This is a genomic window from Micromonospora sp. NBC_01412 (assembly GCF_045040215.1).
Taxonomy (GTDB): domain Bacteria; phylum Actinomycetota; class Actinomycetes; order Mycobacteriales; family Micromonosporaceae; genus Micromonospora; species Micromonospora rubida.
In genome coordinates this window covers 1,766,052-1,779,982 of sequence record NZ_CP109528.1, presented here as the reverse complement: position 1 = coordinate 1,779,982, position 13,931 = coordinate 1,766,052, and the positions used below count along the sequence as shown (strand labels likewise).

Annotated in this window: 15 protein-coding genes; 5 read left to right on the top strand and 10 right to left on the bottom strand. The window is 70.6% G+C overall.

Features of this window, described 5'->3' with window-relative positions:
• Window position 1 precedes the first annotated feature (1 nt).
• The 4 genes from OG617_RS07900 to OG617_RS07885 form a co-directional block, all read right to left on the bottom strand.
• Window positions 2–1,075 (bottom strand): LacI family DNA-binding transcriptional regulator, encoded by a 1,074-nt coding sequence (locus OG617_RS07900; RefSeq protein WP_405100026.1) that lies wholly within the window; start codon window positions 1,073–1,075, stop codon window positions 2–4.
• 62 nt (window positions 1,076–1,137) lie between these two features.
• Entirely contained in the window at window positions 1,138–2,103 is a 966-nt protein-coding gene (locus OG617_RS07895; protein ID WP_405100024.1) for a carbohydrate ABC transporter permease, read from the bottom strand.
• A gap of 1 nt (window position 2,104) precedes the next feature.
• Window positions 2,105–3,154, bottom strand: coding sequence for a carbohydrate ABC transporter permease (locus OG617_RS07890; RefSeq protein ID WP_396683165.1), 1,050 nt, complete (start codon window positions 3,152–3,154; stop codon window positions 2,105–2,107).
• A gap of 70 nt (window positions 3,155–3,224) precedes the next feature.
• Entirely contained in the window at window positions 3,225–4,571 is a 1,347-nt protein-coding gene (locus tag OG617_RS07885; RefSeq protein WP_405100022.1) for an ABC transporter substrate-binding protein, read from the bottom strand.
• A 255-nt stretch (window positions 4,572–4,826) separates the two neighbouring features.
• Here OG617_RS07885 and OG617_RS07880 point away from each other — a divergent pair, with 255 nt between their 5' ends.
• Window positions 4,827–5,600, top strand: coding sequence for a peptidoglycan DD-metalloendopeptidase family protein (locus OG617_RS07880; protein ID WP_405100020.1), 774 nt, complete (start codon window positions 4,827–4,829; stop codon window positions 5,598–5,600).
• Window positions 5,601–5,664: 64 nt separating this feature from the next.
• Here OG617_RS07880 and OG617_RS07875 read toward each other — a convergent pair whose 3' ends face one another.
• The 5 genes from OG617_RS07875 to OG617_RS07855 all read right to left on the bottom strand — a co-directional run bounded on the left by OG617_RS07875 (window position 5,665) and on the right by OG617_RS07855 (window position 8,185).
• Entirely contained in the window at window positions 5,665–6,156 is a 492-nt protein-coding gene (locus OG617_RS07875) for a TspO/MBR family protein (RefSeq protein ID WP_405100018.1), read from the bottom strand.
• A gap of 170 nt (window positions 6,157–6,326) precedes the next feature.
• Window positions 6,327–6,473, bottom strand: a complete 147-nt coding sequence (locus OG617_RS07870) for a GPGG-motif small membrane protein (RefSeq protein ID WP_320067625.1) — start codon at window positions 6,471–6,473, stop codon at window positions 6,327–6,329.
• Entirely contained in the window at window positions 6,464–7,237 is a 774-nt protein-coding gene (locus OG617_RS07865) for a metallophosphoesterase (protein WP_405100015.1), read from the bottom strand. Before OG617_RS07865 ends, OG617_RS07870 begins: the two co-directional genes overlap by 10 nt.
• A gap of 13 nt (window positions 7,238–7,250) precedes the next feature.
• Entirely contained in the window at window positions 7,251–7,496 is a 246-nt protein-coding gene (locus OG617_RS07860) for a hypothetical protein (RefSeq protein WP_405103541.1), read from the bottom strand.
• Between the two features lie 47 nt (window positions 7,497–7,543).
• Window positions 7,544–8,185, bottom strand: coding sequence for a nucleotidyltransferase family protein (locus OG617_RS07855; RefSeq protein WP_405100013.1), 642 nt, complete (start codon window positions 8,183–8,185; stop codon window positions 7,544–7,546).
• 97 nt (window positions 8,186–8,282) lie between these two features.
• Here OG617_RS07855 and OG617_RS07850 point away from each other — a divergent pair, with 97 nt between their 5' ends.
• The 4 genes from OG617_RS07850 to OG617_RS07835 all read left to right on the top strand — a co-directional run bounded on the left by OG617_RS07850 (window position 8,283) and on the right by OG617_RS07835 (window position 12,667).
• Window positions 8,283–9,053 carry a dTMP kinase gene (locus tag OG617_RS07850; protein ID WP_405100011.1) on the top strand — a complete coding sequence of 257 codons (771 nt, stop codon included), beginning with the start codon at window positions 8,283–8,285 and terminating at the stop codon, window positions 9,051–9,053.
• Window positions 9,054–9,323: 270 nt separating this feature from the next.
• Entirely contained in the window at window positions 9,324–10,238 is a 915-nt protein-coding gene (locus OG617_RS07845; RefSeq protein ID WP_405100009.1) for a MurR/RpiR family transcriptional regulator, read from the top strand.
• Complete coding sequence (locus OG617_RS07840) at window positions 10,235–11,188, top strand: N-acetylmuramic acid 6-phosphate etherase (protein ID WP_405100007.1); 954 nt, start codon at window positions 10,235–10,237, stop codon at window positions 11,186–11,188. Before OG617_RS07845 ends, OG617_RS07840 begins: the two co-directional genes overlap by 4 nt.
• A gap of 489 nt (window positions 11,189–11,677) precedes the next feature.
• Window positions 11,678–12,667, top strand: a complete 990-nt coding sequence (locus OG617_RS07835) for an RNA polymerase sigma factor RpoD/SigA (protein ID WP_405103539.1) — start codon at window positions 11,678–11,680, stop codon at window positions 12,665–12,667.
• Window positions 12,668–12,741: 74 nt separating this feature from the next.
• Here the strand turns inward: OG617_RS07835 and OG617_RS07830 are convergent, their stop codons facing one another.
• A complete protein-coding gene (locus OG617_RS07830) occupies window positions 12,742–13,731 on the bottom strand; it encodes an NlpC/P60 family protein (RefSeq protein WP_405100004.1) in 990 nt (329 codons plus the stop codon).
• Between the last annotated feature and the right edge of the window lie 200 nt (window positions 13,732–13,931).

The following is a 13,931-nucleotide window of genomic DNA, read 5'->3' as shown; positions in this document are numbered from 1 at the left end:
TTCAGTCTGGCCGGGGCGGCGCGGTCGAGTCGCGCACGACGAGCCGGGTGGGCAGGATCATCGGCTCGGACGCCGGGTCGGCCGGTCTCCTGCCGAGCTGGCCGGGGACGGCCCGCCGGACCGGCGCGGGGAGGGCCCGACCGCGGAGCGGGTCGAGCAGGATGCGGGCCGCGAGTCGGCCCTGCTCCGCCGCCGGCTGGGCGATCGTGCTCAGCCCGAGCACCCCGGACAGCTCGTGGTCGTCGATGCCGATGACGCTGACGTCCTGCGGCACCCGTAGGCCGGCGTCGCGCAGGGCGCGCATCGCGCCCATCGCCATCTCGTCGCAGGCGGCGAAGATCGCCGTCGGCGGTTCGCCCCGGGCGAGCAGCTCGACGGCGGCCAGGTTGCCGCCGTCGACGGTCAACTTCGACTCGATGTCGAGGCTCGGGTCCAGGGGCACGCCGGCGGCGCGCAGCGCGTCCTGGTAGCCCCGGCGGCGGTCCAGGTGGGCGGTGAAGGCCAGCTCGTCGTCGGGGTCGCCGGAGATGTGGGCGACCCGGCGGTGACCCAGGTCGAGCAGGTGGCGGGTGGCGGTCCGCGCCGCCGCCACGTCGTCTATTCGTACGCAGGGCCAGCCGGGCACGCCGCTGCCGGAACTGATGGTCACCCCGGGCAGGTCCAGCGTGGTCAGCTCGGCCAGTTCGGTCGGGCGCAGCGGGGTGGCGACCAGTATGACCGCGTCCACCCGCTTGTTCAGGTTCGCGGCACGCAGCACCCGCTGCCGGGTACGTTCCCGGCCGCCGAGGTTGTAGAGCAGGAAGTCGTAGCCGGACTCGTTCAGGGTCTCCTCGACCGCCTCGACCACGGTGCCGAAGAACCAGCGGGTGATCCGGGGGACCACCACCGCCACGGTGGCGGTCCGGCCGCTGGCCAGCCGCGACGCGCTCGGCGAGACCGCGTACTGGAGCTGTTCGGCGGCGGCGAGCACCCGGCGGCGGGTGGCCGCGGAGACGGTCGGGAGGCTGCGCAGCGCGCGGGAGACGGTGGCCGTGGAGACCCCGGCCAGGCGGGCGACATCATCGATCTTCGTCATGGTTACCCTGGTTCGGAACCCGACCGCCGCCGCCCGGTTTCGGGCGGCGGCGGTCGTCCGGTTCAGCCCTTTACGCTGCCGGCGAGCAGGCCACGCACGAAGTACCGCTGGAGCGACAGGAACACGACCAGCGGTACGACCATCGAGACGAACGCACCGGCGGTCAGCCGCTGCCACTCGTTGCCCCGGGTGCCGGCCATCTCGGCCAGCCGGACGGTGAGCGGTGCGGTCTCGTTGCCGCCCCCGGCGAAGATCAGCGCGACCAGCAGGTCGTTCCAGACCCAGAGGAACTGGAAGATCCCGAAGGCCGCGATGGCCGGGGTGATCAGCGGCAGGACGATGGTGCGGAAGATCTTCGGGTGGGTGGCCCCGTCGACCCGGGCCGCCTCCATCAGGTCCTTGGGCAGCTGCGAGATGAAGTTGTGCAGCAGGAAGACGGCGAACGGAAGCGCGAAGCAGGTGTGCGCGAACCACACCTGTGCGAACTTCTGCTCGTCGACCAGGTCCCAGGCGGGCATGATGGTGATCCCGCCCAGGCTGACACCGGTGGAGAAGAACTTCAGCAGCGGCACGATGGCCATCTGCAGCGGGACGATCTGCAACGCGAAGATCGCGATGTACATCCAGTCCCGGCCCTTGAAGTTGATCCACGCCAGTGCGTACGCGGCCAGGGACGCGAACGCGAGCGGGAACAACACCGACGGGATGGTGATCGCCAGCGAGTTGATGAAGTAGCTGGCGAGCTGTCCCGACGAGGACGAGCTGCCGAACAGCACGTCCTGGTAGTTCTCCAGGGTGAACTGCGGGTCGGTGAAGAACGTCCACCAGCCGTTGGACTTGATCTGGTCCTCGGGCCGGACGGAGGAGACGAGCAGGCCGAAGGTCGGGATCGTCCAGACCACCGCGATAACGACCGAGATCACCGTCGCGGTGCGGCTGTTCAGCCGCTTGCGGACCCGTCCGGAGGCCGTGGTGGGTTTTCCGGTGGCCTGGGCCCCGGCGGGAAGCGTGGGCGTCGTGGTGGTCATCTCAGCCCTCCCGCTGTTGACGCAGGTTGCGGATCTGGTAGATCACGAGCGGGATCACCAGGACGAAGAGGAAGACCGCCAGCGCCGAACCCTGCCCGTTCTGGCCGTATCGGAACGACTGGTTGTACATCTCGTTCGCGATGACGCTGGTGTCGTAGTTGCCGTTGGTCGCGGTCCGGACGATGTCGAAGACCTTGAGCGTGGCGATCGACAGCGTCACCACCACGACGATCATCGCCGGCCGGATGCTCGGCATGGTGATCTGCCAGAACATCTGCCACGGGCTGACCCCGTCCAGGCGGGCGGCCTCGACGATGTCGCCCGGGATGGCCTTGATCGCGGCGGAGAGCACCACCATGGCGAAGCCGGCCTGGATCCAGACCATGATGACGATCAGCAGCAGGGTGTTCAGCGGGGAATCGAGCAGCCATTGCTTCGGCTCGCCGCCGAGGCTCACCACGATCTGGTTGAGCAGACCGATCTGCTCCTGCCCCTCGCCGCGGAAGGCGTAGACGAACTTCCAGATGATCGCGGCGCCGACGAACGAGATCGCCATCGGCATGAAGATCAGCGACTTGGCCACCGACTCGAACCGGGCCTTGTCCACCATGATGGCGTAGAGCAGCCCGAACGCGGTGGCCACCAGCGGCACCAGCAGCACCCAGACGAGCGTGTTGATCAGCACCCGGACGATCGAGTCCTCGGAGAACATCCAGGTGTAGTTGCGCAGACCGACCCAGTTGTCGCTGCTGCCGTCCATGAACGACAGCAGCGTGGTGCGGATGGCCGGGACGACCAGGCCGATGAGGAGCAGCAGCACCGCAGGCAGCAGGAAGAAGAACGCGAACATGCCCTCGCGCTGCTTCGGGCGGCGGGGCAGCGTTGCCCCGCTCGCCGAGGCGGCGACCAGCTGTGCCTCGCGGCGTCGGGCGAACCAGGACGGCACGGCGTCGAGGAGCAGCAGCAGACCCCCGACGACCGCGACGAACGCGATCAGCCCGTACATCAGCATGAGGAGCTTCGGCTGCTCTTCGGCGAAGTCGAACTCCATCAACCCTCCTTCGGGGTTTCGACGCGGCCGGTGGGCCGGCCCTCTTCAACGGGCCGGCCCACCGCCGGGATCACTTCGGCCAGCTGCTTTCGATGCCCTTGAGCACCGTGGCGGTGTCCTTGCCGTTGATCCAGTCGACCATGCCCTTCCAGAAGGTCCCGGCGCCGACGGCGGCCGGCATCAGGTCCGAGCCGTCGAAGCGGAAGACGGTCTTCTGGTCCTGGAGGATCTGGACGGAGAGCTTGTCGACCGGGTTCGGCACGTTGGCCAGGTCGAGCTTGTTGTTCGCCGACACCCAGTCGCCGATCTTGGCGCGGCTGTTGGCGTACTCGCCGGAGGCCAGGTAGGTCTGCACCGCCTGGACCTCGGGGCGGTCGGCGAAGGCCGTGACGAACTCGCCGCCGCCGAGGACCGGCTTGCCCTTGGCGGGGTCGATCGCCGGGAAGTAGAACGCGAAGACGTCGCCGTCCTCGGCCACCTTGGTGCCCTTCGCCCACTGGTTGGCGTAGAAGGACGCCTGCCGGTGCAGGGCGCACTTGCCGGTGGCGATCGGGGTGCCCGCCTCCTGGAAGGAGGTGGTGGCGATGCTCTTCACGCCGCCGAAGCCGCCGTTGACGTACTTCTCGTTCTTGAGGATGGTGCCGGCCTTGTCGAGGGCCTCGGCGACCTTCGGGTCGTTGAACGGGATGCCGTGGGTGGTCCACTGGTCGTAGACCTCGGGGGTCTGCGTCCGCAGCATCATGTCTTCGATCCAGTCGGTGGCCGGCCAGCCGGTGGCGTCACCGGACTCGATGCCCGCGCACCACGGCTTGGTGCCGCTCGCCGCGATCTTGTCGCTGAGGGCCGTCAGCTCGTCCCACGTGTTGGGGACGGTCCAGCCCTTGTCCTTGAACGTCTTCGGCGAGTACCACACGAAGGACTTGACGTTCGAGCCGAGCGGGGCGCCGTAGAACTGGCTGTTCACGGTGCTGTACTTCAGCCAGTCAGCCGAGTAGTTCTGCTCGGCCATCGCCTTGGTGTCGGCGCCGGCCGGCTTGAGCTTGCCGGAGTCGACGAACCGCTTGATCAGGCCGGGCTGCGGGATGAAGGCCAGGTCGGGCGCGTTGCCGCCGTCGACCCGGATACCGAGCTGGGCCTCGAACTCGCCGCTGCCCTCGTGGTCGATCTCGATGCCGGTGCAGTCCTCGAACTGCTTCCAGGACTGGGCGAGGCGGTCGGCCTCGATGTCCCGGATCGACGAGTAGATCGTGACCTTCTTGCCGTCCTGACCCTGGTACTTCTCGTATGCCGCGCACTCCGCGGAGCCCGCGTTCTCGCTCTTCTTGTCGTTGCCGGTGCCGCAGGCAGTGACGCTGAGCGCCAGCCCCAGTACGCCGGCGACCGCGAGTGCCTGGCGTGGTCTGGCAGAGACCGCCATGCCGTTCTCCTTCCTTGCCGGCGCGGTCGTGCTCGACGCAGCGCCGGTCCGATGGGCGTCAACATATGCAAGCGCTTGCATTGGGGTGAGTCCAGTCCCGGCCGGACACGGACGAGTAACAATCCCGAAACCCGCTCACCCCTAGTGGGCGCGCTCCCACGCATAGGGGTCGTGGCTGCCGCGGGCTTTCGGAGAGTGGAGGTTTCTGTCACGCTGAGGCAGTCAATCGAAGCTTATGAACATCGGAGGTTCTGGATGCGTAAGCGGTGGTTCAGCCTCACGGCGGTCGGCCTGTTGGTGGCGGCGACCCTGGTGCCGGCGGCCCCGGCCATGGCCGCCCCGTCCTTCAAGGTGCCGTTCCCCTGCGGCCAGTCCTGGTCCGGCCAGACCCGGACCGGCCACAGCCCGGCCAACGCGGTCGACTTCAACCGCACCGACGACCTGGGCGATCAGGTGGTGGCCAGCGCCCCCGGCACCGTCGACCGGGTGACCGACCTCGGCGGCACCAGCTACGGCAAGTACGTCCGGATCGACCACGGCGGCGGGTACGCCACCTACTACGCCCACCTCAACGGCTTCAACGTGTCGGTCGGGCAGAGCGTCGGCTACGGCAAGGTGATCGGCTGGGTGGGCAGCACCGGGAATTCCACCGGGCCGCACCTGCACTACGAGCAGCGGCTCAACGGCAACGACATCCAGGTCAGGTTCAACGGCACGCTGGCGCTGTACTGGGGCACGAAGACCTACACCAGCAACAACAACTGCTCCTCGGGTGCCGGCTCCGGCACGGTGAACACCGCGGGCACCCCGCTGACGGTCCGCTCCGGCCCGGGCACCGGATACGGCTCGGTCGGAACCGTCGCCGACGGGACGAAGGTGACGATCCAGTGCCAGACCAGCGGCACCACGGTCACCGGCACGTACGGCACCAGCTCGATCTGGGACCGGATCGGCAGCGGCCGGTACATCGCCGACGCCTACGTCTACACGGGCTACGACGGCTACATCCCCAACGTCCCGCGCTGCTGAGGCGCGAGTCCGGGTGGCGACAGGGGCCCCTACCGACGCGAGGCGTCGGTAGGGGCCCCTACTCTCAGTTCAGCTGCCAGACCGACCAGTTCAGGGCAGCGGCGAAGGTGACCCAGGCCCAGTACGGCAGCAGCAGCGCCGCCGCCGGGCGGGAGAGTTTCGCGAAGAGCGCCACGGTCACCCCGATGGCCAGCCACATCAGCACGATCTCGGCGAAGGCGAGGCCGTACCGGCCGGCGCCGAAGAACAGCGGGGTCCAGATCGCGTTCAGCACGAGCTGGGCGGTCCAGGCCCACAGCGCCGGGCCGAAGCCGACCCGCCGCCAGACCACCCACCCCGCGATGGCGATCAGCGCGTACAGGAGGGTCCAGACCGGGGCGAACAGCCAGGACGGGGGCGCCCAGTCCGGCTGGTTCAGGTTCGCGTACTCCTCGGAGGTGCCCCGCACGCCGAGCCCGCCGACGGCGGCGGCCACCGTCACCGCCGCGCCGAAGCCGAGCAGCGCCCACCACCTCCGCGCCCCGGTCGACCGCCGGACGCTGTCCGAACCTGTCATGTCGAGGAGGTGCCCGGCGATCCGGGCAGACAAACCCCGCCCGCGCCGGCGCACCCGGCCCACGGACGGCACAACGCCGGGGTCGTCCTGGCCGGTGCTCCTGTCTGGGAGGACGGAGCTCCGGTCACGACGACCCCGGCGGGTCGGTGGTGGATACGCGAAACCAGGCGTCAATTACTGAAGATACTGACGCCACCCGGGCCGACCAACAGCCCAACCACGATGAGGACGACGCCCCACAGGATCTGCCGGCGGAAGAGCGCCAGAATGCCGGCGACCACGAGAACGACTGCGAGAATCCAGAGAATCAGCTCCATGGCTGCTGAATACCCGAGTGCCCGATCCGGGAAACCTCGCCGGCGTCGAGATGATCTCCGAGGTGGAAGATGCTGTACGCCTGCTTGATCACCGGGTGGGCGACGTTGCGGACCCGGACCCCGCCCGGGGTGGTGCCCCGCTCGCTGCCGGCGTGCGCGTGCCCGTGCAGCGCCAGCGCGGTCGGCGCCGAGTCGATGGCCTGCCCGAGCTGGTACGAGCCGAGGAACGGGTAGATCTCCAGCGGCTCGCCGGCCAGGGTGTCCGGCACGGGGGAGTAGTGGGTGAGCGCGACCAGCAGGTCGCAGTCCAGCCCCCGCAGCGCCACGCCCAGCGCCTCCGCGCTCTCCTTCGTGGTCCGGACGAACGACTTCATCTCCGGCTCGCCGAAGTCGCTGGCGCACCGGCCGGCGAAGCCGCCGCCGAAGCCCTTCACCCCGGCCACGCCGAGTCGCCCGCCGGCGAACTCCAGCACGATCCCCTCGCCCTCCAGCACCCGGATGCCCGCGTCCTGGAGCACCTTGACCACCTGCGGCACCCGGTCGTGCTGGTGGTCGTGGTTGCCGAGCACCGTCACCACCGGCACCCCCAGCCCGCCGAACTCCTCGGCCACGCAGCGCGCCTCGGCCTCGGTGCCGTGCCGGGTCAGGTCACCTGCGAGCAGCAGCACGTCGGCGCAGTCGGGCAGCTCGTTGAGGGCCGGTCGGAACCGGCCCACCACGTCCTGGTCCACGTGCACATCGCCCACGGCGGCGATCCGGATCACCTTTCGACCTCCCTCACGGCAACTGCTCGACTTCCGTGGGCGCCTGCGCGCGGATCACCCCGATGTCGCTGATGACCGGTACGTCCGGGAAACGTTCGGCCACCCGGCGCAGGATCTCCTCCCGCCGGTGCGGGCTCTCCACCTCGCCGTAGAGCACCAGGCCCCGCTCCCGGCGGACCACGGTGATTCCCTGCTCGGCGACGGCCGGGTCCTCGGCGAGCAGCCGCTGGATCTCGGCCTCCACGTACTCGTCGGGCATCCCGGCGGCGACGGCGGGCGTCCCGGCGGCGTGGTCGCGGTGCGCGCTCACACGATCTCCTTCTCCTCGGTGGCGCCGAACTGCGACACCACGTCCAGCCGGTCGAGCAGCACCAGGAACGCCTCGGCGTACGGCGAGTGCTGCGTCTCCTTCCGTACCCGTTCCCAGTCGATCTGTTCCCGCAGCGACCGGGCCAGCGGCAGCGCCCGGGCGAAGTCGCAGTAGTGCTGGGAGAAGCTGAGCAGCTTGTGCACCATGAGCTGGCTCGCCGAGAGCACCGGCATGTGGATCGCGTCCACCGGCCGGACGATCGTGTCGGCGAAGGTCTCCTCGGTCACCGGGGTCTCGATCGGCCGATGGATCAGGTCCACCATCCGGCCGCCGTCGTAGACCTTCACCAGCCAGTCCTCGGGCGGGCGCTCGGCGGTGAAGCCCGCCTCGACCAGGGCCTCCAGGGCCCGGTCGACGTCCTGCCCCCGGATCAGGAAGTCGACGTCGTGGTCGCTGGAGTGCCCGCCGTGGGCGTACACCGCGAAGCTGCCGCCGAGGGCGAACGGGATTTCGGACTGTTTGAGCACGGCGGCGACCTTTTTGAGCGTGTGCACCAGGGTCTCGTCCCCGCGCTCGGCCATCTGGCTCTCCCGTCGGTCGTGAGGTGGACAGGCGGATTCGAATTGCGTACCCGGCACAGAGGTCGCCCACACCTGAGCCCGGCCGGCGGGGTGGCAATGGGGTGCGGACGGGACAAATCACCGAGGTGGGCGCGGGTCGGATAGGCTGGGGAGGGTGGCCAGATCTCTGTGGGAGCGGCGCGGCAAGGCCCGACTGCGCGCCGTCGCCCTGATCGGCATCGACGGCTCGGGCAAGACCACTCAGGCCCACCACCTCGCCGAGGCGCTCACCGCCGCAGGGCGACCGGCGACATACCACCGCAACGCCGGCGGGCGTCGCTGGCTCGGCCGCCTCGCCCAACGGCTCGGCCGCCCGGACGCCGAGCGGCTGGTCGGCCGGCGCGGCCTGCTCGCCGTCGAGTCCCTGCTGCGCTGGCTCGCCATCGCGGCGGCGCTGCTGAGCTGCGTGGTCACCGGCCGCACGGCCGTGATGGACCGCTACTCCGCCTGCCAGTACGCCAGCATCCGGGCACACGGCGGGCAGCGCTGGGAGCGGCTGGCCCGCGCCGGGTACTGGATGTTCCCGCTGCCGCAGGTCACCTTCCTGCTCGCCGTCGACCCGGCCGAGGCGTACCGGCGGATCGAGCGGCGCGGTACCGACCACGAGACCATGAGCTGGCTGACCGCCGCCGACACCGCGTACCGGACGCTGCCCGAGTTCCCGACCTTCGTGGTGGTCGATGCCGGTCGCCCGCCGGAGGAGGTGTCCCGGCAGATCCGGGACCACCTGGCCGCCTGGCTGCCGGCCGAGCGGCCGGCAGCGGCTGGGCAGCCTGCGGTCGGTGACCCCGTGCCGGCCGGTGAGCCGGCTCCGGGCGGCCCGGTCCGGGGCGACACGGCAGACCGGGGCGCGGGGCGCCGGCTGGCGGCTCAGGCCCGCCCGTAGGCCGGAACGCTCGCACCGGGCCGCCGCCTCGACCGCTCGCGCCGCCTCCCCCGGACCGGAGGGGCCGGCGATCCGGGCCCGGCAGGCCGGGCCGTCCGGCCGGCGGGACGGTGGCCGCCTACCGGCACGGAGGCCGGACCCGCCGGGGGAATCGCCGGAAGCTGCGGAAATGACAGTGTTCGGCGCAACACTGATGAACGTCCAGAGTACTTTTTCCCGATACGCGGGGTGATGGTTGACGCTTACGCCTCATGAAAGTAAGTTTCATCCGTGGCGAAGAGTCCGAAGATTTCTGCGAGTCACGAGCCGGGTGGACTGATCGTCCACATCAGCGGCCTGCTCCCCTCGCTGTCGCCCGCCGAGCAGCGGGTGGCGCGGCTGGTGGTCGCCGACCCGGCGGACGCGGCCCGGCGCACCATCACCGACCTCGCCACCACCGCCGAGACATCCGAGGCGACCGTGATCCGGTTCTGCCGCTCGGTCGGCATGAACGGCTACCCGCAGCTGCGCATCCGGCTCGCCGCCGAGGCGGCCCGCCGGATCGAGCCCCCGGACGCCCGGGTGGTCGGCGGCGACATCCCGCCCGGTGCCGACCTGGCCCAGATCATCGCGACCATCGCGTTCAACGACGCGCGGGCCGTCGAGGAGACGGCCGAGCAACTCGACCCGGCCGTCTGCGAGCAGGTCGTCGAGGCGATCGTGGGCGCCGGCCGGATCGAGGTGTACGGCGCGGGCGCCAGCGGCTTCGTCGCCTCCGACTTTCAGCAGAAGCTGCACCGCATCGGCCGGACGGCGTTCTACTTCCCCGACGTGCACACCGCGCTCACCTCGGCGGCCCTGCTCGGCAAGGGCGACATCGCGGTGGGCATCTCGCACACCGGCACCACCGCCGACGTGATCGAGGTGCTGGAGCAGGCCCGGTCCAGGGGCGCGGCCACGGCCGCGCTGACCAACTTCCCCCGCTCGCCGATCACCGACGTCGCCGACTTCGTGCTCACCACGGCGGCCCGGGAGACCACCTACCGCTCCGGCGCGATGGCCAGCCGGCTGGCCCAGCTCACCGTGGTCGACTGCCTCTTCGTCGGCGTGGCCGCCCGCAACCGGACGCGGGCCCGCAAGGCGCTGGAGGTCACCGCCGAGGCGGTGCAGACCCATCGGGTCGGCTCCACCCGGAGGCGGGGATGACCGCCGGCCGGGTCGAGCCCGACGGGGTGGCCGCGGTCCCGGCCCGCCCGGTGGTCCGGGTGGGCGCGCCGACCGAGCGGCGTAACCCGCTCAGCGTCGACCTCGACCTGATGTCCACCCGGGACGTGCTCACCGTGATCAACGAGGCGGACCGCCGGGTGCCGGCCGCCGTCGCGGCGGTCCTCGACGAGATCGCCACCACCGTCGACCTCGCGGTCGCCGCGCTGCGCGGCGGGCACCGGGTGCACTACTTCGGCGCCGGCACCTCCGGCCGGCTCGGGGTGCTCGACGCCGCCGAGTTGGCTCCCACCTTCAACTCGCCCCGGCACTGGTTCTGCTCCCACCTCGCCGGCGGCCCCGACGCGATGTGGCGGGCCGTCGAGGACGCCGAGGACGACCACGGGGGCGGAGCGGCCGCGGCGGCGGACTGCGTCGGCGCCGGCGACCTGGTCGTCGGCCTGGCCGCCAGCGGGCGCACCCCGTACGTTCTCGGGGCGCTCGCCGCGTCCGGGGCGCAGGGGGCCTCGACCGTGCTGCTCTGCGCCAACCCGGAGGCGGAGGCCGCCTCGGCGGTCGACGTCTTCATCGGCGTGGACACCGGCCCCGAGGTGGTGACCGGGTCGACCCGGATGAAGGCGGGCACCGCGCAGAAGTTGGTGCTCAACACCTTCTCCACCGCCGTGATGGTGCGGCTGGGTCGGGTCTACTCGAATCTGATGATCGACATGGTGGCCACCAACGCCAAGCTGCGGGGCCGGATGATCTCGATCCTGGTGGAGGCCACCGGCTGCGCCGAGGAGGTCTGCCGGCTGGCCCTGCACGAGGCCGACGGTGACCTGAAGACCGCCCTCGTGTCGCTGGTCTCCGGGGCCGAGGTGTCCGCCGCCCGGGCCGCCCTGGACCGCTCCGCCCACCAGGTCCGCGGCGCCATCGCCCTGCTCGCCACCTGAGCGGCGGTTCCGTCACCGGGATGCCGCGTCGAGGTCCGTCACCGGGATGCCGCGTCGAGGACGCGCCCGGTGACAATGGTCACGACCCCGGCCGGAGTGGGACTTCGCACATGCCCCGGATTGTTCAACCGGGGTGAGGGTATTCCGTGTCCGTGAATGAACCGACCGATCCGTCGGCGCGTATCTGGCGGTGACCAGGATCGCAGCGCTCCGGTGACGCGGATCGCTGTGCGCCCGGGGCCGGCAGTGATGCCATGCCTGGGGGCGGCGGTGTCCGCCGATCCGCCGGCCTGTCCGTGGCGCCAACGGCGAGTCGCCCGACGGGTGCTGACAGCAAACGTGGACCGGGCTCTCAGCTACTACTCAGGCATTCGTGACACTTTCGACTCACGACATGGAATCCCAGGCCCGTCTTAACTGTTGTGCAGGTGTCAGGTCAGCACCGGTGGGCACAGCGGAAGTCACGGGGGAGGGCTGATGGACGTGGGGATGGCAAGGAACCGGGCAACCGGCGCGAGCGAGGGGACCGTGGACAACGTGGACAAGAACATCGGCATGCGAACCGACGAGGTGGCCGAGGAGCGCGACCTGGTCGGAGTCTACCTTCACGAGATCTCCCGGACGCCACTGCTGGACGCCGCCACGGAGGTCGACCTCTCCAAGGCGATCGAGGCCGGCCTCTACGCCGAGCACCTGCTCGACGAGGACCGCGTTCCCGCCGGTGTCGACCGGGACGACCTGGAGCGCGTGGTCGCCGAGGGGGAGCGGGCGAAGGACCTCTTCATCCGCGCCAACCTGCGACTGGTCGTCTCCATCGCCCGCCGCTACGTGCGTTCGGGCATGCCCATGCTCGACCTGATCCAGGAGGGCAACACCGGCGTGGTCCGGGCGGTCGAGAAGTTCGACTACGAGCGGGGCTTCAAGTTCTCCACCTATGCGACCTGGTGGATTCGCCAGGCGATCAGCCGGGCCATCGCCCAGCAGGAGCGCACGGTGCGGCTGCCGGTGCACCTGGTCGAGGACGTCAACCGGATGCGGAACGTGGTCCGGCAGCTCACCCGCGAGCTGGGCGGCGACCCGGAGCCGGAGCAGATCGCGGTGTCCCTCGGCGTGACCGTCGCGCGGGTCAACGAGCTGGTCCGCTGGTCGCAGGACACTGTGTCGCTGGACACCCCGATCGGCGACGACGGCGACACCAAACTCGGCGACCTGGTCGCCGACAGCGACGCCCCGTCGCCGGAGGACATCGTCCTCACCGGGCTGGAGCGGCAGCGCATCGAGGGTCTGCTCAACCACCTCGACGACCGGTCGGCCGGCATCATGCGGGCCCGCTACGGCCTGGAGGACGGGCGGGAGCACTCGCTGACCGAGGTCGCCTCGCGGTTCTCCCTCTCCCGGGAGCGGATCCGGCAGCTGGAGATCCAGGCCCTTGGCCGGCTGCGCGAACTCGCCCGGGCGGAGGGGTTGCAGGCCGCCTGACCTGGTAACAATGACGGCGAACGGCCGGCGTCCGACAGGGGGACGCCGGCCGTTCGCCGTTCGTGTCGGGGCCGTCAGCGGACCCGGCCGTACCCGTAGGGCTTCATCAGGTCGACGTCCCGCTTCTCCACGTTGCGCCCGAAGGTCGGCGCGTGGATCACCTGGCCCCCGCCGACGTAGAGGGACACGTGCCCGAGGCTGTTGTAGAAGACCAGGTCGCCCGGGCGCAGCTCGCTGCGGCTGATGTGGCTGACCACGCCCCACTGCATCTTCGTGTTGTGCGGCAGCGACTTGCCGGCCGCCCGCCAGGCGGCGGAGGTGAGGCCGGAGCAGTCGTACCCGTTCGGGCCGTCGGCGGCCCAGACGTAGGGCTTGCCGAGGGCGCCGTACGCGTACCGGACCGCGGTGCCCGCCCGGCCGGAGACGGCGGGCGCCTGCTCGGCGGAACTCTCGCCCGACTTCGACTTCGCCCTCGGCGCCGGTGGCTCGGTGGCCCGTCCGTACGCCTGACGACGCATCTCGTACAGCTCGGCCAGGTCCTTCTCGATCTTCTTCTTGCCGGCGGCGAGCTGCTTGGCCTGCGCGGCCTGCTTCGCCAGCGTCGCGTCGAGCCGGGCCTTCTGGTCGAGCAGCTTGCGCTGGCTCTCGGTGAAGCCGGAGATCCGCTGCTGGCGCTGCCGGGTGAGCTGGTCGAGGGTGTCCAGCCGGTCCAGCAGGTTGCTCGGGCCGCCCGCGCTCAGCAGCGCGTTGGCGGTGTCCAGCCGGCCCGTCTTGTACGCGGTGACGGCGATCTCGCCGACGTCCGCCCGGCTCTGCGCGGTCTGCGCCTCCAGCGGCCCGATCCGGGCCGTCAGCTTCGCCGCAGCGGCCTTGTTCGCCTTGATGTCCTCGGTGAGCTTGTTGTAGGACTCGACGACCCGTTCCAGCTCGGTCGAGGACTTCTCGATTCGCTGGGTCAGCTCGGCGGGCGACGGCTCGGCCTGAGCCGCCGACGCCGGGGCGATCAGCACGGCCGCAAGGCCGGCCGCCACCAGTGCGCGCAGCGAATTCCTGAGGGACGACAAGAGCGGAGGGCTCCTCTCCCACCAGTCGCCGGGCGTCGCGGACGCCACGGCGACGCCGGCCCGGGGCTGTCCGGGTGGACGGCCGTCGACCGGTCCGACCCGCACAACCTAACCCGGGACGGAAGTTACCCGCAGGTGAAGCAGGGGCGAAAGTGGCGAAACGGCCGGATGTGTCGCGAGATACAATCACGTTCGGTAGT

What these genes read in the sequence shown, in the direction of transcription:
- OG617_RS07900 (WP_405100026.1), bottom strand. Translation starts at nt 1,075, where the DNA reads ATGACGAAGATCGATGATGTCGCCCGCCTGGCCGGGGTCTCCACGGCC.
- OG617_RS07860 (WP_405103541.1), bottom strand. Translation starts at nt 7,496, where the DNA reads ATGCCCGACGAGTACGTGGAGGCCGAGATCCAGCGGCTGCTCGCCGAG.
- OG617_RS07890 (WP_396683165.1), bottom strand. Translation starts at nt 3,154, where the DNA reads ATGGAGTTCGACTTCGCCGAAGAGCAGCCGAAGCTCCTCATGCTGATG.
- OG617_RS07840 (WP_405100007.1), top strand. Translation starts at nt 10,235, where the DNA reads ATGACCGCCGGCCGGGTCGAGCCCGACGGGGTGGCCGCGGTCCCGGCC.
- OG617_RS07835 (WP_405103539.1), top strand. Translation starts at nt 11,678, where the DNA reads ATGGCAAGGAACCGGGCAACCGGCGCGAGCGAGGGGACCGTGGACAAC.
- OG617_RS07870 (WP_320067625.1), bottom strand. Translation starts at nt 6,473, where the DNA reads ATGGAGCTGATTCTCTGGATTCTCGCAGTCGTTCTCGTGGTCGCCGGC.
- OG617_RS07885 (WP_405100022.1), bottom strand. Translation starts at nt 4,571, where the DNA reads ATGGCGGTCTCTGCCAGACCACGCCAGGCACTCGCGGTCGCCGGCGTA.
- OG617_RS07895 (WP_405100024.1), bottom strand. Translation starts at nt 2,103, where the DNA reads ATGACCACCACGACGCCCACGCTTCCCGCCGGGGCCCAGGCCACCGGA.
- OG617_RS07880 (WP_405100020.1), top strand. Translation starts at nt 4,827, where the DNA reads ATGCGTAAGCGGTGGTTCAGCCTCACGGCGGTCGGCCTGTTGGTGGCG.
- OG617_RS07875 (WP_405100018.1), bottom strand. Translation starts at nt 6,156, where the DNA reads ATGACAGGTTCGGACAGCGTCCGGCGGTCGACCGGGGCGCGGAGGTGG.